This is a genomic window from Streptomyces sp. BRA346, assembly GCF_052851135.1.
Window position 1 is genome coordinate 1 of the sequence record NZ_JAIWIH010000017.1, and the last position, 20,405, is coordinate 20,405.

General features: G+C 70.1%; 19 protein-coding genes. 6 read left to right on the forward strand and 13 right to left on the reverse strand.

Annotated features, from left to right (window positions below):
• Positions 1-174: 174 nt before the first annotated feature.
• The 7 genes from LCH29_RS20680 to LCH29_RS20710 form a co-directional block, all read right to left on the reverse strand.
• Positions 175-1,977, reverse strand: coding sequence for a hypothetical protein (locus tag LCH29_RS20680; RefSeq protein WP_446463234.1), 1,803 nt, complete (start codon positions 1,975-1,977; stop codon positions 175-177).
• A gap of 1 nt (position 1,978) precedes the next feature.
• The gene (locus LCH29_RS20685; RefSeq protein WP_123100477.1) at positions 1,979-3,397 is read right to left on the reverse strand and encodes an ATP-binding protein; all 1,419 of its coding nucleotides are present in this window, start codon (positions 3,395-3,397) and stop codon (positions 1,979-1,981) included.
• Positions 3,398-3,460: 63 nt separating this feature from the next.
• On the reverse strand, positions 3,461-5,023 hold the full coding sequence (locus tag LCH29_RS20690) for an SCO6880 family protein (RefSeq protein ID WP_446463235.1): 1,563 nt from the start codon (positions 5,021-5,023) through the stop codon (positions 3,461-3,463).
• Positions 5,020-6,351: a hypothetical protein gene (locus LCH29_RS20695; RefSeq protein ID WP_446463236.1), complete on the reverse strand. Its 1,332-nt coding sequence runs from the start codon at positions 6,349-6,351 to the stop codon at positions 5,020-5,022. Before LCH29_RS20695 ends, LCH29_RS20690 begins: the two co-directional genes overlap by 4 nt.
• Entirely contained in the window at positions 6,341-7,237 is an 897-nt protein-coding gene (locus LCH29_RS20700; protein ID WP_446463237.1) for a hypothetical protein, read from the reverse strand. The genes LCH29_RS20695 and LCH29_RS20700 overlap by 11 nt, the downstream gene beginning before the upstream one ends.
• A 302-nt stretch (positions 7,238-7,539) precedes the next feature.
• Complete coding sequence (locus LCH29_RS20705; RefSeq protein WP_009716148.1) at positions 7,540-7,848, reverse strand: hypothetical protein; 309 nt, start codon at positions 7,846-7,848, stop codon at positions 7,540-7,542.
• Positions 7,849-8,100: 252 nt separating this feature from the next.
• Complete coding sequence (locus LCH29_RS20710) at positions 8,101-8,355, reverse strand: DUF397 domain-containing protein (protein WP_446463238.1); 255 nt, start codon at positions 8,353-8,355, stop codon at positions 8,101-8,103.
• Between the two features lie 176 nt (positions 8,356-8,531).
• Here LCH29_RS20710 and LCH29_RS20715 point away from each other — a divergent pair, with 176 nt between their 5' ends.
• Positions 8,532-9,557 (forward strand): C40 family peptidase, encoded by a 1,026-nt coding sequence (locus LCH29_RS20715; RefSeq protein WP_446463321.1) that lies wholly within the window; start codon positions 8,532-8,534, stop codon positions 9,555-9,557.
• Between the two features lie 227 nt (positions 9,558-9,784).
• A complete protein-coding gene (locus LCH29_RS20720) occupies positions 9,785-10,495 on the forward strand; it encodes a phosphatase PAP2 family protein (RefSeq protein ID WP_446463239.1) in 711 nt (236 codons plus the stop codon).
• Positions 10,496-10,590: 95 nt separating this feature from the next.
• Here LCH29_RS20720 and LCH29_RS20725 read toward each other — a convergent pair whose 3' ends face one another.
• Positions 10,591-12,177, reverse strand: a complete 1,587-nt coding sequence (locus LCH29_RS20725) for an FAD-binding oxidoreductase (protein WP_446463240.1) — start codon at positions 12,175-12,177, stop codon at positions 10,591-10,593.
• A 384-nt stretch (positions 12,178-12,561) separates the two neighbouring features.
• On the opposite strand from LCH29_RS20725, the gene LCH29_RS20730 reads away from it, so the two are divergent.
• Positions 12,562-13,464, forward strand: a complete 903-nt coding sequence (locus tag LCH29_RS20730; protein WP_446463241.1) for a hypothetical protein — start codon at positions 12,562-12,564, stop codon at positions 13,462-13,464.
• Between the two features lie 164 nt (positions 13,465-13,628).
• Complete coding sequence (locus tag LCH29_RS20735; RefSeq protein ID WP_446463326.1) at positions 13,629-13,886, forward strand: hypothetical protein; 258 nt, start codon at positions 13,629-13,631, stop codon at positions 13,884-13,886.
• A gap of 58 nt (positions 13,887-13,944) precedes the next feature.
• Here the strand turns inward: LCH29_RS20735 and LCH29_RS20740 are convergent, their stop codons facing one another.
• Positions 13,945-14,337 carry a metal-sensitive transcriptional regulator gene (locus LCH29_RS20740; protein ID WP_446463242.1) on the reverse strand — a complete coding sequence of 131 codons (393 nt, stop codon included), beginning with the start codon at positions 14,335-14,337 and terminating at the stop codon, positions 13,945-13,947.
• 192 nt (positions 14,338-14,529) lie between these two features.
• Between LCH29_RS20740 and LCH29_RS20745 the strand changes: the two genes are divergently transcribed.
• Entirely contained in the window at positions 14,530-15,150 is a 621-nt protein-coding gene (locus tag LCH29_RS20745) for a DUF47 domain-containing protein (RefSeq protein ID WP_123107688.1), read from the forward strand.
• 8 nt (positions 15,151-15,158) lie between these two features.
• Positions 15,159-16,157, forward strand: coding sequence for an inorganic phosphate transporter (locus LCH29_RS20750; protein ID WP_123107687.1), 999 nt, complete (start codon positions 15,159-15,161; stop codon positions 16,155-16,157).
• A 123-nt stretch (positions 16,158-16,280) separates the two neighbouring features.
• Here the strand turns inward: LCH29_RS20750 and pstB are convergent, their stop codons facing one another.
• The 4 genes from pstB to pstS form a co-directional block, all read right to left on the reverse strand.
• Complete coding sequence (pstB, locus tag LCH29_RS20755) at positions 16,281-17,057, reverse strand: phosphate ABC transporter ATP-binding protein PstB (RefSeq protein WP_446463243.1); 777 nt, start codon at positions 17,055-17,057, stop codon at positions 16,281-16,283.
• Positions 17,058-17,083: 26 nt separating this feature from the next.
• The gene (gene pstA, locus LCH29_RS20760; protein ID WP_446463244.1) at positions 17,084-18,145 is read right to left on the reverse strand and encodes a phosphate ABC transporter permease PstA; all 1,062 of its coding nucleotides are present in this window, start codon (positions 18,143-18,145) and stop codon (positions 17,084-17,086) included.
• Complete coding sequence (gene pstC / locus LCH29_RS20765) at positions 18,142-19,131, reverse strand: phosphate ABC transporter permease subunit PstC (RefSeq protein WP_446463245.1); 990 nt, start codon at positions 19,129-19,131, stop codon at positions 18,142-18,144. Before pstC ends, pstA begins: the two co-directional genes overlap by 4 nt.
• Positions 19,132-19,249: 118 nt before the next feature.
• Complete coding sequence (gene pstS, locus LCH29_RS20770) at positions 19,250-20,365, reverse strand: phosphate ABC transporter substrate-binding protein PstS (RefSeq protein WP_446463322.1); 1,116 nt, start codon at positions 20,363-20,365, stop codon at positions 19,250-19,252.
• Positions 20,366-20,405 lie beyond the last annotated feature (40 nt).

Sequence of the window (20,405 nt, forward strand, 5' to 3'; positions counted from 1 at the left end):
ATGGTACTGCAGGGGGGACCCTGTGGGAGAGTAGGACGCCGCCGAACAATTTTTGGAAAAGGCCCTGTTGGGAGCTTCAAGCTCCCAACAGGGCCTTTTTGCTGTTCTCCCTCAGCCTCAGAATCAGCTCAGCGCTGTGTCTGGTGTCTCTCCGGGGATGTCCTACGTGGCGCCTTACCCGACCAGCGTGCGGTGCGGCCACCGGGCTCGTGCCTGCTCCTGCGAGCGCATCAGCGCCAGCGTGGGCAGTCCCTGTGCGGCGCCCTGGGTCAGCAGGTCCGGCAGCGCCGGGAGCGGCGCCACGGCGGCCACGTCGTCCAGCACCAGGGTGAGTGGTGGGTCGAGCCGACCGGAGGATGACCGTTCGGCCATGCGCCGGCCGTGCTCGACCACGTGTGAGGCGAGTGCGGTCAACAAGGGCATCGCACCCGGATGGGACCGGGGATCCTCGATGGATTCCCCCATCAGATAAAGGGTTCCCCCTTCACCGATGAATGACTCCAGGGCGAGCGCATCCGCCCGCGCCGGATTGCACGCGTCCCGAATGTGGATCGAGGAGAGTGCGCCCAGCGCACGCGCCGTCAGTTCCTGGGCCATATCGCGACGTTCGGGGTGCGCGGTGAGGGTGGCTTCCAGCTCGCCCGCCGCGCCGCCAGCCGCCTTGGGGTGCGTACGGAGGATCCGTACGGGCTCATGCGCCGAACTGCCCTGTGCCCAGCGGTGTACGTGGCGGAAGGGGCGGCCGTCCACCGCGGCGGCATGGAGCCAGCAGCGCAGCATCGTCTCCGCGGCCTCCGCCAGGGGCTGGTCCATCGCGTGCGCGGGGCGTACGGGGGCCAGCAGGGCGGCGGCGCGGGCGGCCGCGACCTCGCGGGCACCGCACCCGTCCGCCGGGTTCCAGCGCAGTCGGGCGGGGGTGTCGAGGAGGTGGGACGGGTCGAAGACATGGGTCGGCCCGAACTTGGCGCGGGCGTCCTTGGTCGCGGCCCACAGATCGGGATCGCTGGTGAGGGCGAGGACGGGGCCGACCGCCTCCAGGATGGCCTGGGCGGCGGCGTCGCCGCGCTCGGCGCCGAAGAGGACGCGGGACCGGGCCGGTTCGCCGCCGGGCCGGAACAGCCCGGCGGCGCCGGGGGCGCCGGGGGTGGGCAGCGGCTGTGGCGCCGCTGCGGGGCCTTGGGGGCTGTCCTCCGGGCCGTACGGGGCAGGGGAGGACGCCTCGGTGCGTTCCGCGCGCTCTGTGCGTTCCGTGGCGACGGGGCCGGTTGCCGTCTCGTACGCGGCGACTGGCGGGGTGATGGCCTCGACCGGTTCTGAGGAGGGGTACTTGACCGCGTCGGGGGCGCCGGGCGCGCTGTGTGCGATGGCGCCGTCCGGTGCGGCGGGTTCCGGCCGGGAGGCCGGGTCCGGCGCATCGCCTGGTCTGGTGGGGCCCGTACCCGTCCCGTGGAGGGGTGGGGTGAGGGGGGCTTCCGGGGGTGTGCCGCGCTCGGTGGGCTCAGGGGCGTACGCGGGGCCAGGGGCCCGCTCCGCACCCGTGCCGTCCGCAGCGCGCTCCGCGGCCTCTGCCCGGGCGGCGCGGCGCTTGGCGCGGACCAGGCGGTAGCGGGCCAGCGTGCCGGCCGCGAAGACTGCGAGCACGATCAGCACCATCAGCTCGCTGATGAAGACGCCCCAGAACAGCCCGTACCCGGAGAGCTGGGCCTTCGGCGTGTCGGGCCAGGCCGCCGCCAGGTCGTGCGGCTCCTCCACCAGATGACGTAGCGCCAGGGGCGTGTGGAGGAACGTCAGGCCGTCCGGCCAGGCGCCGTGCGCGAAGAGCGCGGACAGGCCGGTCGCCGACCAGATCAGCCCGATCAGCCCGAGCAGAAAGGCGAAGAGGCCGATCAGCAGCCCGTCCGGGATGCCGCCCTGCGGGGACGGCTGTCTTCCGTGACCGTGCTCCGCGGGTCCGCCGCGGTACTGCCCGGCCGCCATGTCAGGCCACCGTGGAGCCGTAAGACGGACCGCCGTAGGGGTCCGCCTCCGCAGCGGCCTCGACCGCCGCCGCCGCTCGCTCCTCGGCCTCCGCCTCGGCGGCGAGCTGGACGGCGATCGCGTCCTCGGTCATCGCCCGGTCGGTGTAGACGAGGGGGCGCTCGGCCTCGGTGATCAGGTGTTTGACGACCTGGACGTTGCCGTTGACGTCCCAGACCGCGATACCGGGGGAGAGCGTCGGAATGATCTCCACCGCCCAGCGCGGCAGGCCCAGCACCCGCCCGGTGGCCCGGGCCTCGTCCGCTTTCTGGGCGTAGATCGTCCGGGTCGAGGCCATCTTGAGGATCGCCGCGGCCTCGCGCGCCGCCGCGCCGTCGACCACGTCGGACAGATGGTGGACGACGGCGACGAAGGACAGGCCGAGCCGTCGGCCGAACTTCAGCAGGCGCTGGAAGAGCTGGGCGACGAAGGGCGAGTTGATGATGTGCCAGGCCTCTTCGACCAGGAAGATGCGCTTCTTGCGGTCGGGCCGGATCCAGGTGTGCTCGAGCCAGACGCCCACGATGGCCATGAGGATGGGCATCGCGATCGAGTTGCGGTCGATATGGGACAGGTCGAAGACGATGAGCGGCGCGTCGAGATCGATTCCGGCCGTGGTCGGACCGTCGAACATGCCGCGCAGGTCACCGTCGACCAGCCGGTCCAGCACCAGGGCGACGTCCAGGCCCCAGGCCCGTACGTCGTCCAGGTCGACGTTCATCGCCTCCGCCGACTCCGGCTCGGGGTGGCGCAGCTGCTCGACGATGTCGGTCAGCACCGGCTGACGGTCGGTGATGGTCTCGTTGACGTAGGCGTGCGCGACCTTGAGGGCGAATCCGGAGCGCTCGTCGAGCCCGTGCCCCATCGCGACCTCGATGATCGTGCGGAGCAGGGCCAGCTGACCGGTCGTCGTGATCGACGGGTCCAGGGGATTGAGCCGGATACCGCCGTCGAGGGCCGCCATCGGGTCGAGCCGGATGGGTGTTATCCCCAGCTCCTGGGCGATCAGGTTCCACTCGCCGACCCCGTCCTCGCCCTGCGCGTCCAGCACCACCACCTGGCGGTCGCGGAACCGGAGCTGACGCAGTACGTACGTCTTCTCCAGGGCCGACTTGCCGTTGCCGGACTCCCCGAGCACCAGCCAGTGCGGGGCGGGCAGCTGCTGACCGTACAGCTGGAACGGGTCGTAGATGTAGCCCTTCCCGGAGTACACCTCGCGCCCGATGATGACGCCCGAGTCGCCGAGGCCCGGTGCCGCCGTCGGGAGGTAGACGGCCTGCGCCTGCCCCGTGGACGTACGGACCGGCAGCCGAGTCGTCTCCACCTTCCCGAACAGAAAGCTGGTGAACGCGTCGGTGACGGCGGTCATCGGATCGGCCACGGCGGAGCCCCTATCGTCCCAGTCCCAGTCGTCTTCTCACGGCTATCGATCAGATGCGGTCGCCTAACGGCGGATACCGGTCGCGAACGGCAGCGTGTTCACAAACGCCCGGTGGTGCTCACGGTCGCACCACTCCAGCTTGAGATAGCTCTTCCCCGCCGAGGCCCGGATGGTCCGCTTGTCGCGGGCCAGCCCCTCCGGCGAGCGGGAGGAGACGGTGATGTAGCCGACGAGGTTGACGCCCGCGGCACCGCTGGCCAGGTCCTCGCCCCGCTGGTCGAGTCGGCCGTGGGCGGCGATGTCGCGCGGGTCCACCGTACGGTTCATCTTCGCGGCGCGGCTGGCCTCGGCCTCGTCGTTGACCTTTTCGGTCAGCATTCGCTCGATCGCGATCTCCGTGGGCTCCAGATCCATGCAGACGGCGACCGTACGGATGACATCGGGGGTGTGGACGAGCAGCGGGGCGAGGAAGTTCACCCCGACCGGCGTCATGGGNCACTCCTTCACCCATGCGGTGGCGTGGCACCACGGCTCGCGGGTGCTGGACTCGCGGGTCTTCGCCTGGAGGTAGGTGGGCTCCATCGCGTCCAGCTCGGCGGGCCAGGCGTTGCGCTTGGTCATCGCCTGGATGTGGTCGATGGGGTGGTCCGGGTCGTACATGGAGTGGATGAGCGAGGCCAGTCGGCCCTGCCCGAGGGGCTGGCGCACCCGGATGTCGGCCTCGGCGAGGCGCGCGCAGATGTCGGTCAGCTCGCGCGCCATGATCACGGCGAGACCCGCGTCCTTGTCGATCCTGCCGCCACCGCCGCTGCGGCGGGTGGCGCGCGCGATGGCCTGCGCCTCGGCGGCCAGGTCGCGGGTGTAGTGCATGCAGGCGACGAGGTACGCGCGGTGCTGCTCGGAGGAGGTGGATACCATCGACTGAAGCTGGTCGTACGAGTCCTTGAGCCACACCGGGGCGCCGTTGTCGCCGCGCCGCTCGACGTCCTTGGCGTGCGCGTCCGGGTCGGCGGGGAGGGTGCGGGCCAGCATCTGGAGGCGCGTCACGAAGCCGTCGCCGTTGGCCACGTGCTTGAGCAGCGTGCCGAACCGGTCGACCAGCGCCTCCTGGTCCTCGCTGTCCCGCAGGCCCACGCCCGGGCCCTCGATCTCGATCGCGGCGGTGACGGTGCGGCGGTCGGCGTGCAGCAGGACGGCGATCTCGTCCGGGCCGAACGGCGCGGCCAGCCAGTTGATCCGGCCGATGCCGGGGGGCGGGCCGACCTCCACCTCGCGGCCGTCGAGCCGGGTACCGGCTTCGGCGGCGCCGGAGCGATAGCCGGTGGTGCCCTTGCGGACGCTGCGCCGGTACGAGCGGTTGATCTCGAACCAGCGGTAGAACGTCCGCCCGTTGTACGGTACGTACACGGCGGCCAGCGCGATGGTCGGGAAGCCGACCAGGGCGACGATGCGCAGCGTCAGCATCGGCACCAGCAGCCCGCACATCATCCCGATGAACGCGCCCGCGATGATCAGCGCGATCTCACCGGTCTCGCGGTTCTTGCCGACGATCGCGTTGGGGCGGGCACGCCCGATCAGATACGTGCGGCGCGGTGCGATGGCGTGGGACTGGGCATCGACCGTCACCGCCGGTCACCTCCCGGGTTGTTGCCTGAGCTGTTGTTCTGCGAGCGGGGGGCGGGGGCGGACCCGCCGCCCCCGGAGTTGCCGGTGCGGCTGGTGCCGGAGGCGCCCCCGCTGGTGCGGGAGCTGTGCGCGGCGACGCCCCCGGACACGGGGTTGGCGGGCTTGGCCTGGGCCGGGCGGCCACTGCCGCCTCCGCCGCCGTCGCCCCCGCCGCGGGCGCTGTGGGTGTTGATGCCCTGCTTCACCAGGGCCGCGGGCGAGCTGATGACCGCGGCGGCCTGGCGGGACGCGGGGTCGGCGCTGGCGCTGCGGGCCTTGACGATCTCGTCGCCGAAGCCGGGCACGAAGCGGTAGATCATCGCGCTGGCGAAGATGGCCAGGATGATGATGGAGAGGCCGGAGACGACGGCCGAGAAGGCGTCGGGCTCGTTACCGGAGGTGGAGAGCGCGCCGGCCAGGGCGAGGACGATCACGATGACCGGCTTGACGAGAATCACCGCGATCATGATCCCGGCCCAGCGGCGGACGTGCCCCCACATGTTCTTGTCGACGAGACCCGCATAGACGGCCGTGCCGAGCAGGGCGCCGACGTAGAGCAGGGCCGCGCGGATGACCAGCTCCAGGCAGAGCACACCGGCCGCGAGGATCGTCACGAGCGACACGACGATGAGCATGATGGGGCCGCCGCCGATGTCCTCGTCCCGCTTGAGGGCCTGGGCGAAGGAGCCGAAGAAGGCGTCGTTGTCGGCGCCGGTGCCGGAGGCGATGGCGTCCGTGACGGCGTCGGTGGCGGTGACGACCGTATAGAGGATGAGCGGGGTGAAGGCGGAGGCCAGGACCGTCAGCCACAGGAAGCCTATGGCCTCGGAGAGCGCCTCGCCGAGCGGGACGCCGCGGATGGCGCGCTTGGCGACGGCGAGGAGCCAGAGGATGAGGGTGAGGACGGTCGAGGCGGCGAAGACGACGGCGTACTGGCGGAGGAAGGCCTCGTTCGTGAAGTCGACGTTGGCCGTCTCCTTGACGAGCTTCGAGAGCTTGCCGACGAGCCAGGCGGCGGCGTCGGCGCAGCCGCGGGCCAGGGAGGCGGCGGGGTCGAGGGGGTTTGAGGGGTCGGCGGGGGCACCTGAGCCGCCCCCGCCGCCGCCCTTTTCGCAGTTTTCCCGGACCTGTCCGAGGAGCTCGCTGCAATCGTCCTTGCCACTGCCGGATGGGCTCGGCGTGGGTGAAGGGGCAGCAGCAGCACGGGTCGCCAGGAGGACAGCGGCTGACTGAACGGCCGCCAGGACGCCCGTGAGCGTGAGAGCGCGGCGGCTCTGGCTAGCGGGCATAGGTGAACCCTCCGTACTGCTCGACTGCCTTGGCGATCTCATCGGCCGTGGAGGCGGTGTTGTCGCTGTTGACGGGGGCGGGGCCGCTCTTCTGCGAGAAGCTCGCGGCCTTCCAGTCGTTGTCCACCCACCGCAGTTTGAGGGTCATGGTGAACCAGTCGTTGGTGACCGGATTCTTGGAACCCTCGCCAGCCGTTCCGAACACTCCCGTGCACCAGACCTCGACCGTCGCGGCGGTGCTCGCATACTTCGAGATCTTGGTGCCCAGGGGGGCGGTGCGCGAGATGTAGGTCATGCCCTCGGGGGCTTTGCCGTTCGCGTCCAGCCCGATCTTTTCCAGAGCATTGGCGGAATAGGCCTTGTCGAGCCTGGTCTGGAGCGGGGCGGCGGCCGTGGCGGTGAAGATCCGCGGAACCATCTCATGACGCTGCTCACGGTTGAGCATGTCGGCAGACCCCAGCGCCACCGCGTAGTTCGCCGCCGCGCTCTGCGCCCCCTGCTGGGACTTCGGGAAGCCCGACGCGATGCCCGTCGTGCCGTTCTTGCCGGTGACCGGGCGGGTGCCGGTGGGGGCGGTGGGCTGGGCGTCGGCGCTGGTACCGCCGGAGTCGGCGTCGGACGAGCCGCCGTCGCTCTGGCCGCCGCGGTTGACGAAGGCGATGGCGGCGAGGAGCAGGACGACGACCCCGATGACCGTGATCAGGTTGCGGCTCGGCTTGACGGCCCGGCCGGGGCCGCGGCGGGGCGGGCCGTAGGGGTCCTCGTCGCCTTCGGGTAGGCGGGTGCGCGTCAGGTGGCCGCCGGAGGCCGTGCCGCGGGTGCGGCCGTCGTCGTGGCCGTCGTAGTCGTAGTCACCGCCGTAGCCGCCGTCGCCGCCGAGACTCATCGCGTGTCCGCCCCTTCAACCGTGCCAACCCTGCCGCCGTCCGTGGTCGGTGTTCCGCCACGCTGGTACGACGGTAGCGGCGTGGACCGACGTGTGGGCGTGGTGGTGTGAGTGGACATCAGACTGACACGACCTCGGCGACGGGGGCGGCGGGTGCGGGCATCAGGAAGCAGCCTCGGGTACGGAGGGTGGGGCCGGTAGGGGGGATCGGGGGCGGAGGCTCGGGGGCGGGGGCGTGCGCCGCGCGCGGGGGTCGGCTCCGGTGCGCGGGAGCGCAGGCCGGGGCGGGGCCGGGGGCGTGACTAGATGGCCATGCCGTACACGATCGTGAAGAGCGTGCCCAGCGAGCCGATGATGAACACACCGGTCAGCCCCGCGACGATCAGTCCCTTGCCCTGCTCCGCGCTGAAGGTGTCGCGCAGCGCGGTCGCGCCGATGCGCTGCTTGGCCGCGCCCCAGATCGCGATGCCGAAGCACAGCAGCAGTGCGACGGCCATGACGACCTCGATCATCACGCGGGCCTCGCTGCCCAGGCTTCCGAAGGGGCCCCAGTCTGGGGCGATTCCGCCGATGATGGTGTTGATGTCGCCCTTTTCGGCCGCTAGGAACATAGTGAACTCACCGCCCCTTATGGGTTGTTGTGTGCCCCGGCCGAGCCGGCGTGGGGTCTGTCTCTATCTTCGCTGACGATTCCGCTTCCGCATGTCGACTGGGCGGCATTTCTTGGCGGATCTCGTACGTGTTGTGGACCACGGTGACCTGGCAGGAGGACGAGCCATGTCCATCACGGTCCATCAGGCGCCTTATGGTCACTCTGTGTATCACGCGGGTGGGCGCCGGGCAACGATCGGTAGCGGAGGCCCTTATTCGTCCGTGACGCCCTCCGCGACGCCTTCCGCGACGCCTTCCGCGACCTCCTCAGCGAAGTCGTCGAACTCCCCTGCCTTGACCCCCTTGAGGAACGCGTCCCACTTGGCCTGGGTGGTGACGACCACGGTCTCCGGGTCGTTGCTCTCGCGCATGTAGATCCGGCCGTCGGGGCCCGCGGCCACCTCCAGGTAGGCGCCCGCTCCCTCGTCCTCGTCGGTCGAGGCCCGCTGCCAGTCCAGCTGCGTCATCCGTGTTCCTTGGGGTTCATGGGGTGTGAGGTGCTCGAACGGGCCGGACTTTACGCGTTCCACGGGGTGCGCGGAGGGGGTGCAGGGGGCGCACGGCGCCGGTCGCCCGTAGGGTTTCGGCTGGCGAGCGGCTGATTTTCGCCGTGCGTACGGAAACGCGTTCGTACCGCGGGCTGATGGGGGAGGATGGCCGGGTGCGTAAGGTCTGGCTGGGTGTCAGTGTCGGTATCGGAGTCTCTCTTTCCTTCGTCGTCCTGCTCGTTCTCGGCACCTACATGGTCGCCGCGAACCTCGCGGGCGGTGGCGGAGGCACCAGTGTCGGACTGGCGAAGGGCTCGGTCCCGGCCACGTACGCGCCGCTGATCCAGCGGTACGGGAACTCGTGCCCCGCGCTCAATCCGGCCCTGCTCGCCGCGCAGCTCTACCAGGAGAGCGGGTGGAACGCGAAGGCGCAGAGCCCGGCCAACGCCAAGGGGCTGGCGCAGTTCATTCCCGCCACCTGGGCGTCCCACGGGGTGGACGGCGACAAGGACGGCAAGCGGGACATCTGGAATCCGAACGACGCGATTCCGTCCGCGGCCGCCTACGACTGCTCGCTCGCCAAGTATGTGAAGGACGTGCCGGGCAATCTGACGCACAACATGCTGGCGTCCTACAACGCGGGCGCGTACGCCGTGATCAAGTACAACGGGGTGCCGCCGTACCGCGAGACCCAGAACTACGTGAAGACCATCACCAACCTGGCCAAGAGCTTCGAGGCGCCCACGCAGACCGTGCAGCCGTCGCGGCAGTCGGCCGCGGCGATCTACTTCGCGCAGAAGCAGCTCGGCAAGCCGTATCTGTGGGGCGGCAACGGCACCCCGGAGCAGGGCGGGCGGTTCGACTGCTCGGGGCTGACGAAGGCGGCGTACAAGACGGTGGGGATCGAGCTGCCGCGCGTCGCCAACGACCAGTGGAACGCGGGGCCGCATCCCAAGCGCAATGAGCTGCTCCCGGGCGATCTGGTCTTCTTCGCCTACGACCTCGACGACCCGAGATCCATTCACCACGTGGGCATCTACGTGGGCGGCGGGAAGATGATCAACGCGCCCTACACTGGTGCGGTGATCCGCTTCGATCCCATCGACTCCCCGGACTACATCGGGGCGACGCGGGTGACGAAGGATGGCGCAAAAGCGCTGCCCCAGCCCAGCGCCGCGTGAGGATTCCCTCTGAGCTGCGACGATGGGTCACTCTTCGGTAACGTCCCGGTGATCGTTGGGTAGCGATCGGAACGCCTGGCGCAATGAGGGCGTTTCCTGGAAGTGGATCGGCGGCACACCCTTCGGCATCGCTCGCCGGGGTCGTCGGTCGCGGGGAATCACGGGGGTCGGCAACGGGGGTCGGCAGCTGTACGTAGCGACAGGTGAGAGATAAGGGGCCGCGGCACATGGCTGGACTCGCACTGGACGGGTCGAACCCCGATGTCAGCCTTCTCTACGACATCAACGGGCTCGCCAAGGACGCCCCGCACTGGTTCGACCGCGTGATGGAGTTCGTCGGCGAGTACGGGATCGTCATCGGTCTCGCCCTGGTGGGCCTCGGCGCCTGGTGGAGCGTGCGCAAGCGGGGGCAGGACGCGCCGTCCGCCGTCGCCGGGCTGATGTGGGCACCGCTGGCCGCCGGGATCGCGCTGATCGCCAACATCCCGATCCGCGGTTTCGTCCAGCGCCCGCGGCCGTTCCGGGACCATCAGCTCGAGGTCCTGGTGGCGGGCAAGAACGACTTCTCCTTCGTCAGCGACCACGCGACGCTGACCATGGGGCTCGCCGTCGGGGTCTTCATGGCCCACCGGCGGTACGGGCTGGTGGCGATCGGGCTCGCGCTGCTCGAGGGCTTCTGCCGCGTCTACATGGGCGTGCACTACCCGACGGACGTGATCGGCGGGTTCGCGCTGGGGACCGCGGTCGCGCTGCTGCTGGCGCCGCTGGCGATGATGCTGCTGACGCCGCTCACCACCACGATCGCGGGGTCGCGGGCCGGCTGGCTGATACGGGCCGCGCGCCCCGGCCCGGCCGCCGCGGCGGGCGAGGGGGTCCCGGAGTTCCCCGAGACCCGGTCGCCGGGCACGGAGCGCGGCAGCAAGGACCTCGCGGCCTGACACGGACGGACGACCGACGGGCGGCCCGGCACCACGCCGGGCCGCCCGTCGTATGTGCCGCCCGTCGCACGTATAGGGCGGTCAGGCCCGCGGGCTCACAGCGCCTGCGGGAAGTCGAAGAGCCGCTTCGGGTCGTAACGCTTCTTCAGCCGCGCCAGCCGGTCCGCGCCGGTTCCGTAGTACGCCGAGCGCCAGTTCGTGAGCGTGGCGTCGGTGTAGTTCTGGTACGCCGCCCCGGAGGCGTAGCGCCGCATCGCCGAGTGCGCTGCGTCCAGCCAGGCGTTCTGCGGGGCGCCCGCGCCGCCCGCCGCCCAGGACGCGGTGTACTGCGCGAGGAACCGCGAGCGGCGGTGGACGAAGGCGGTGGCCTGCGGGTCGACGCGGTTCACGGCGCCGCCGAGCGCGGTGAGCGCGATGCTGACCGCGCCGCCGCCGCTGGTGCGCCGCCCGAAGCGCTCGACCTGGTCGAGCATCGCGCGTATCCCCGCCTGGCTCAGCGAGCGGTTGAAGAAGTCGGACCGCGCCGCGTACGTCTCCCGCTTCAGCACCCCGTCGGTGCTGCGGCCGGGCTGGTCGCCGGGCAGATGGCAGCGGCTGGTCGAGGTGTCGCCGCATCCCGCGTACATGCGCATCGCGTCGACGTACCCCCTGCGGCGCAGGGTCACCCGGGAGGCGGGGCCGGGGCCGCCGGGGCCGTCGGCGAGCCGGTCCACCGCGTTCTGGAGGTCGCCGTAGGTGCCGAGGGAGAAGCAGCTGATGGAGACGGTCGGGGTGTGGCCGGGGGCGGCCGACAGGTGCAGCGCCGACCAGATCTCGTCGGGCTGGTCGGGGCCCCACTTCTGCCAGGCGCCGATCACCTTGGCCGCCTTCGACCAGGGCCAGGACATATAGGCGGTGACGCCGTCGCCGGGCTTGCGGGTGCGGAAGCGCAGCTCGGTGACGACGCCGAAGTTGCCGCCGCCCGCGCCGCGCAGCGCCCAGAAGAGGTCGGGTTCGCGGTCCTTGGAGACCTGGAGGGTCTTGCCCGCGGCGGTGACGAGGGTCGCGCCGGTGAGGTGGTCGGAGGTGAGCCCGTACGCCCGGGAGACCACGCCGTGCCCGCCGCCGAGGGTGAGCCCGGAGATGCCGACGCTCGGGCAGGAGCCGCCGGGGACGGTGACGCCGTGGGCGCCGAGCCGGGTGTAGACGTCGATGAGCTTGGCGCCGCCGCCGATGCGGGCCTCGCCCGTGGTGCTGCGGATGGAGTCGAGCGCGGAGACGTCGATGACCAGGCGGCCGTCGCCGCTGGAATAACCCGCGTAGCTGTGGCCGCCGTTGCGGATGGCGACGGGGGTGCCGTGGCGCCGGGCGAAGTCCAGACATGCGGCGATGTCGGCCGTATTGCCTATATAGGCGACACCGGCGGGCCGCAGATGGTCGAAGCGGGTGTTGTACAGGCGCCTGGCGGCGGTGTAGTCGGCGTCGCCGGGGCGCACCAGGTCGCCGTGCAGCGCCTTGCCGAGCGCGGTCCAGTCCGCGGCCTTCGCCTTGCCGTCGCTCGCCGCGAGCCGGGTGTTCGAGGCGGCGCCGAGGGACGTCGCGCGGCCGGCGGCGTGTCCCGTGGTGCTGCTGCTGCACGCCGCGGCCCAGGTGGCCGTGGATGCCAGTCCCGCGCTCGCTGCCAGCAGTGTCCGCCGGTTCATGGCGGTGTCCCCTCCCTGTCGACCTTTCCCACTGGTCGACCGGGCCACCGCCGTTACTGCGTAGGCCGCCCGGTCGCCTGGTCAGAGGAAATGCCGGGCGGCGGGGTTCCGTTTGTGGCGGAAGAATGACGGTCCGTCGTGTGGACGCTCGCGTCGTCGCGGGCCAGGGAACGGGCTCGGCGGGCCGGACCGATCCAGCCGCAGGTGCATCTGGCGAGGCAGAAGGCTCCCTTCTCCACGGTGGAGGTGCGGGGTTGGTCGGGGCCCTTGTCACCTGAGTCGAGCACATGACCACGCTACCGGGCCGTGACGGGTGGCCGGAACGGGTCGTTAAACGAACAAGTATCAAGGCGTGGACGAGCGTGGCCAGGGGGTCGACGGTCGATGGTGGTTCAGCGGCGCGGTGGAAGGAGACGGGCGAAGGCGGTCGCCGGATGCGTGGCGGGTGGTCTGCTGGCCGGGCTGCTGGCGACCGTCAGCGGCTGCTCGTCCCAGACGGTGGCGGACGAGCGCCCGGGCGGTGCCCCCGGGGCGGCGGCCGCCGTCGCCGTGCTTCAGCAGGCCGCGGACGTGCTGGTGAGTTCCGGGAGTTCACGGGTGCGGACGAGCCTGGAGACGGCGACCGGCGGCACCCGGGTGTCGATCGAGGGCAGCGGGGCGTACGACTTCGAGCAGCGGCGGGGGCGGCTGCGGCTGGTGCTGCCGAGGGACGCGACGGGCGCGGCCGAGCACGGGCCGATCACCGAACTGCTGGCGCCCGGTGCGCTCTTCATGCGCAACCGCGGCGCGGGCATCCCCAGCGACAAATGGGTACGGGTGGACACGGCAGGCATTCCGGACGGCAATCTGGTCACCGGCGGGGCGACCGATCCGCTGACCGCCGCCGAACTGCTGCGCGGGGTGCGGCGGGCGAACCTGGTCGGGGAGGAGGGGCTGGACGGCGCCCTGGTGCGGCACTACCGCGGCACCACGGACATCGGCCGGGCGGCGAAGGTGGCCTCGCACGGCGTACGGGGGCCGCTCCGCGCCGCGGCGAAGGGGTTCACCGACCCGCTGGTGCCCTTCGACGCGTATCTTGACGGACTGGGACGGTTGCGTGAGGTGCGCCACCGCTTCACCGTGACCAGCCGCGCGAGCGGTACGCGGCCCGCCGAGAGCGCGGACGGGCGGCGCGCGGTGGGGGTGGCCTCGACGACGGAGCTGTACGACTTCGGGGTGGAGACCGCCGTCGAGCTCCCCAAGTCCGCGGATATCTACACAGGAAAGGTCGGATCGCCTCAGAAGTAGTCGGAGGGGCCCGGTCTGTCCTTCGAAATGGCCCATCCGTGCCATGCGCGGAGTGTGTACCGATCCCTACGCTGGGAAGCCCGCTGCTCGAAAGTGCTCGAAGGTGCTCGCAGGAGGAGGTGAAACACGTGGTTGCGCGTCGCGGCTCACCGGGCCCGGACCCCGTGGCCCTCGTCGAGATCGATCTCTACGGCGAATTGATGATCGCTGCTGCGAGCGCGGACGAGGACAGGCTCAGTCCGGACCGCATCGACGAGGTGCTCCGGGTGGAGGCCGACCGCTCAGCAGACCGCTCAGCAGACCGTTCGGCCGGCCGCTCGGCAGACCGCACAGCCGAGCGATCGGATTCGGCCAACCGCTCGACGGGGCGAACGACCGAAAATGCGGAGCGGCCGGAAACCGACGGCCGGGACGTCGGGTAGCCGGGCGGGCGGGCAGGCCCTTCCCGGGTCCGCGGATTCCCTCCGGCCCCTCGGCCCCTCAGGTCCGCAGCAGCCGGGCGATGGCCGCCGTCGCCTCGGCGACCTTGGTGTCCACCTCGTCCTCTCCCTCGTCGCCCTCCTTGGCGGCGCTCTCCACGGCCGCGCTGGCGACGCAGTGCCGCAGGTGCTCTTCGAGCAGCTGGAGGGCGAAGGACTGGAGGGCCTTGGTGCCGGCGGAGACCTGGGTGAGTATGTCGATGCAGTAGACATCCTCTTCGACCATCCGCTGAAGGCCCCTGACCTGGCCCTCGATCCGGCGCAGTCGCTTCAGGTGCTGGTCCTTCTGGTGGGCGTACCCGTGGCCGCCGTGGGTAGGGGAAGCCTGGCCGGACGCCTGGCTCCGCTCGTCGCCGCCGGTGGGCGCGGTGGTGCCGGCTGCCGTGGTGGTCATGGCGTCCTCCCGTTGTTCACTATCGGTGCGCATATACCCCCTGTGGGTATATGGTAGCGGCTTTTTCGGCCGAACCGGGCCCCTGTGAAGAGCACACCGCCCGATGGGCGACACTGGGGACGCCGGTTACCGTGGCCGGAAGATGCGCCTAGCATCGTCGAGTCCCCATCCGCCGCATCCCGAGGATCCCCAGTGCGCTTTCGTCTGACCCCCAGGGAGACGAGCTTCTACGACATGTTCGCCGCCTCCGCGGACAACATCGTGACCGGCTCCAAGCTCCTCATGGAACTGCTCGGGGCGGACTCCGCCGCTCGTGCCGAGATCTCCGAGCGGATGAGGGCCGCGGAGCACGCTGGAGACGACGCCACGCACGCGATCTTCCATCAGCTGAACTCCTCGTTCATCACGCCGTTCGACCGCGAGGACATCTACTCCCTCGCCTCGTCCCTCGACGACATCATGGACTTCATGGAGGAGGCCGTCGACCTGGTCGTCCTCTACCAGGTCGAGGAGCTGCCCAAGGGCGTCGAGCAGCAGATCGAGGTGCTGGCGCGGGCGGCCGAGCTGACCGCCGAGGCCATGCCGAACCTGCGCACCATGACGAACCTCACGGAGTACTGGATCGAGGTCAACCGGCTGGAGAACCAGGCGGACCAGATCCACCGCAAGCTGCTGGCCCACCTCTTCAACGGCAAGTACGACGCGATAGAGGTGCTCAAGCTCAAGCAGATCGTGGATGTGCTGGAAGAGGCGGCCGACGCCTTCGAGCACGTGGCCAACACGGTCGAGACGATCGCCGTCAAGGAGTCCTGAGCCCCGGCATGGACACCTTCGCGCTCGTCGTGACCATCGCGGTCGCGCTCTTCTTCACCTACACCAACGGCTTCCACGACTCGGCGAACGCCATCGCCACCTCGGTCTCCACCCGGGCCCTGACCCCGCGGGCCGCGCTCGCGATGGCCGCGGTGATGAACCTCGCCGGTGCCTTCCTGGGCAGCGGGGTCGCCAAGACCGTCAGCGAGGGGCTGATCGCCACCCCGACGGGCAAACAGGGCATGATCATCCTGTTTTCCGCGCTGATCGGGGCGATCGCCTGGAACATGATCACCTGGTATTACGGACTGCCGTCCTCGTCCTCGCACGCCCTCTTCGGCGGCCTGGTGGGTGCGGCGCTCGCCGGTGCCAGCACCGTTCACTGGAGCGGTGTGGTGGAGAAGATCGTCCTCCCGATGGTCCTCTCGCCCCTGATCGGCCTGGTGCTGGGCTACTTCGTCATGGTCGGCATCCTCTGGATGTTCCGGAAGTCCAACCCGCACAAGGCGAAGCGCGGCTTCCGGATAGCCCAGACCGTGTCGGCCGCCGCCATGGCGCTCGGCCACGGTCTCCAGGACGCCCAGAAGACCATGGGTGTGGTGGTGATGGCCCTGGTCATCGGCGGTGTCGAGGAACAGGGAGACGCGATACCGGTGTGGGTGAAGATCGCCTGCGCCGCGATGCTCTCGCTCGGCACGTACGCGGGTGGCTGGCGCATCATGCGCACCCTGGGCCGCCGGATCATCGAGCTGGACCCGCCGCAGGGCTTCGCCGCCGAGACGACGGCGGCCTCGGTCATGTACACCGCGTCGTTCATGTTCCAGGCGCCGATCTCGACGACGCACGTCATCACCTCGGCGATCATGGGTGTGGGGGCGACCAAGCGCGTCAACGCGGTGCGCTGGGGGGTCGCGAAGAACATCATCCTCGGCTGGTTCATCACCATGCCCGCGGCGGCCGGAGTCGCCGCCCTCAGCTACTGGATCGTGAACCTGGCCTTCGGCTGACCCACCCCGGTGACGCAGTGGGCCCGCCCCCGGGAGCCGGGGGCGGGCCCTTTTTCGTCGTGCGGTGGCACCGCCATGCAGCACCGCAGGACGCCGTTCCTCGCCCGGGGGCGAGGGGCCTGATCAGCCGAAGCGGCCGGAGATGTAGTCCTCGGTCGCCTGGACGGACGGGTTGGAGAAGATCCGCTCGGTCTCGTCGATCTCGATGAGCTTGCCGGGCTGGCCGACGCCGGCCAGGTTGAAGAAGGCCGTGCGGTCCGAGACGCGCGCCGCCTGCTGCATGTTGTGCGTCACGATGACGATCGTGAAACGCTCCTTCAGCTCACCGATCAGGTCCTCGATGGCGAGGGTCGAGATCGGGTCCAGCGCCGAGCAGGGCTCGTCCATCAGCAGCACGTCGGGCGCGACCGCGATGGCGCGGGCGATGCACAGCCGCTGCTGCTGACCGCCGGAGAGCCCGGCACCCGGCTTGTTCAGCCGGTCCTTGACCTCGTTCCACAGGTTGGCGCCCTTGAGGGACTTCTCGACGATGTCCGACAGCTCGCTCTTCTTGTACGAGCCGTTCAGCTTCAGCCCGGCCGCCACGTTCTCGAAGATCGACATCGTGGGGAACGGGTTGGGGCGCTGGAAGACCATGCCGACCGTGCGCCGCACGGAGACGGGGTCGACGCCGGAGGCGTACAGGTTCTCGTCGTCGAGCATCACCTTGCCCTCGACCCGGCCGCCGGGGGTGACCTCGTGCATCCGGTTGAGGGTGCGCAGGAAGGTCGACTTGCCGCAGCCGGACGGGCCGATGAAGGCGGTCACCGAGCGGGGCTCGACGGTCATCGAGATGTCCTCGATGGCCTTGTGGCTGCCGTAGTAGGCCGTCAGCCCGCTGACGTCGATGCGCTTGGCCATGTGAATCACTTCTCTTCTTCTCGGCCTCAGCGGCCGGTCTTCGGGGCCTTCCAGCGGGCGATGCCGCGGGCCACCAGGTTCAGGATCATGACGAAGGCGATGAGCGCGAGCGCCGCGGCCCAGGCGCGGTCGAACGAGGCCTCGTTACCGAGCTGCCACTGCTCGTAGATGTAGTACGGCAGCGACGACTGGGCGCCTTCGAAGGGGTTCGGGTTGATCGCCTGGGAGCCGAAGACCAGCAGCACGATGGGGGCGGACTCACCGGCGATACGGGCGACCGCGAGCATCACACCCGTGGTGATCCCGCCGATCGAGGTGGGCAGCACGACCTTGAGGATGGTGCGCCACTTCGGCACACCCAGCGCGAGCGAGGCCTCGCGCAGCTCGTCCGGGACGAGCTTGAGCATCTCCTCGGTGGAGCGGACCACGATCGGCATCATCAGGATGGCCAGCGCCATGGCGCCGGCGAAGCCGGAGTAGCCGAAGCCCAGGATGATGATCCAGAAGCTGAGGATGAACAGACCGGCCACGATCGAGGGGATGCCGGTCATGACGTCGACGAAGAAGGTCACGGCCTTCGCGAGCCGCCCGCGCCCGTACTCCACCAGGTAGATGGCGGTCAGCAGGCCGATGGGGGCCGCGATGAGGGTGGCGATGCCGACCTGCTCCAGGGTGCCGAGGATCGCGTGGTACGCGCCGCCGCCGGGCAGGATCGTCTGGACGCCGTCCATGGAGTGGCTGAGGAAGTAGCCGTCGAGCACGGTCTTGCCGCGGTTGATCGTCTCCCAGATCAGCGAGAGCAGCGGGACGACCGCGATCAGGAAGCAGAGCCACACCAGGCTGGTGGCCAGCTGGTTCTTGGCCTGCCGACCGCCCTCGACCGCGGCCGTGACGCCGTAGGAGAGGACGACGAAGAGCAGCGCGGCGATGAGGCCCATCTGGAAGGGGTTGCCCATGCCGGCGGCCGTGCCGAGGCCGACGCCCGCGGCGATCGAGGCCGCGGCCAGCCCCAGCGGGGCCCAGCGGGGCAGCCGCGCCGCCTGGAGGGTGGACGCGCGCGTGGTGGTGTCGATGGTCGTGTCGCTCATGCTGCGGTCCCCGAGTACTCCTTGCGGCGGGCGATGATCATTCGCGCGGCGCCGTTCACCAGCAGGGTGATGACGAACAGGACCAGACCGGAGGCGATGAGCGCGTCGCGCCCGTTGTCGTTGGCCTCCTTGAAGTGGCTGGCGATGTTCTGCGCGAAGGTGCCGCCGCCCGGGTCCAGCAGGCTGGTGTTGATCAGGTAGCTGGGGGAGAGCACGGTGGCGACCGCCATGGTCTCGCCGAGCGCGCGGCCCAGGCCCAGCATCGAGGCGCTGATGATGCCGGAGCGGCCGAAGGGGAGGACCGACATGCGGACGACTTCCCAGCGGGTCGCGCCGAGTGCCAGCGCGGCCTCCTCGTGCATCTTCGGGACCTGCCGGAACACCTCGCGGCTCACGCTGGTGACGATCGGCAGGATCATGATCGCCAGCAGGATGCCGACGGTGAACAGCGACCGCGCGGCGCCGCCCTGGTAGGTGAAGATCCCGGTCCAGCCCAGGTACGTGTCCATCCAGGTGTACAGCGGCGTCAGGTGCGGCACCAGGAAGAGCGCGCCCCACAGGCCGTAGACGATGCTGGGGACCGCGGCGAGCAGGTCGATCACGTACGCGACCGGCATCGCCAGCCGCCTCGGGGCGTAGTGCGAGATGAAGAGCGCGATGCCGACGGCGATCGGGACCGCGATGACCATCGCGATGATCGAGCTGACGACCGTGCCGTACGCCAGGACCGCGATGCCGAACCGCATCGGCGTGGAGCCGGTGCTCCACTCGAAGGCGGTGAGGAAGTTGGCCTCGTCCTTGGAGATCGCGATGGCGGCGCGGTACGCGAGGAAGCCCGCGATGGCCGCCATGATCACCAGGAGGGCGATCCCGGAGCCCCGGGAGAGGCCGAGGAAGATCTTGTCACCGGCGCGGCCGGTGGAGCGGGTCGAGACCTGGGGCGGTGACCCGGCGGATGTGGAGGTGGGTTCTATGTCCGTTTTCATGGGTTCTCCGGTCTGCGGAGCCGGATGGGGGTGAGGCTCCTGGTGCGGCGGTGCACCGGACGGTGCGGCCTGCTCTGCTCCGGCGGTGGCCGGAGCGGAACAGGCCGCACACTTCAGGTCAGGAGAGGCTGGAAATGCTTTCCCGGACCTTGGAGGCGATCGCGTCGGGCAGCGGGGCGTAGCCCAGCTCCTTCAGCGCGGACTGACCGTCCTTGCTCGCGGCGTAGTTGAGGAAGGACTTGGCGGCCTTGAGGGTGCCGGGCTTGTTGCCCTTGTCGCAGGCGATCTCGTAGGTGACCAGCGTGATCGGGTAGGCGCCGGCTGCCTTGGTGTCGTACGCCAGCTCGAGGGCCTGGTCCTTGCCGGTGCCCACGTGCTTGGCCTCGGCGATGGCCTTGGAGGCGTTCTCGACGTTGGCCTTGACGGGCTGCGAGGCGCCGGTGTCCAGGTCGACGGTCTTGATGCTGTTGGCGGTCGCGTACGACAGCTCGAAGTACGAGATCGAACCGGAGACCTGCTTGACCTGGGAGGAGACACCGGAGGAACCGTCGGCCGACTGGCCGCCCTTGCCCTCCCACGCCTTACCCGGCTCGTGCGGCCACGCCTTGGGGGCGGCGGCCTTGAGGTACTTGGTGAAGTTGTCGGTGGTGCCCGACTCGTCCGAGCGGTGGAACGCCTGGATCTTGAGCTTCGGGAGCTTCGCGCTCGGGTTGAGCTTCTTGATCGCGGGGTCGTCCCACGACTTGATGTCCGAGTTGAAGATCTTGCCGAGGGTCTCGGCGTCGAGCGTCAGCTTGTCCACGCCGGGGATGTTGAAGCCGATCGCGATCGGGCCGCCGACCATCGGCAGGTTGATGCCCTGGCCGCCCTTGCACATCTTCTTCGAGGACGCGACCTCTTCGGGCTTGAGCGCCGAGTCGGAGCCCGCGAAGGCGGTCTTGCCCTGGAGCCACTCCTGGATGCCCGCACCGGAGCCGGTGGCCTTGTAGTTGAGCTTGACGTCCTTGCACTTGGCGCCGTAGTTCTTCGTCCACAGGTCCATGGCGTTCTTCTGCGCGGACGAGCCGGAGGCCAGCAGCTGCCCCTTGCCATCGCACTTGATGTTTCCGGTGGACGCGGCGCCACCACCGCCGGTGTTGTTGTCCGAACCGCAGGCAGTGAGGACGAAGGCGCCGGACAGGGCGAGGGCACCGGCAGCGATGGCGCGAAGCCGGTTGTTGCGCTGAAGCTTCACTTTCGGGGATTCCTTCCAGAAGCCGCCGGTGGGGACGGCG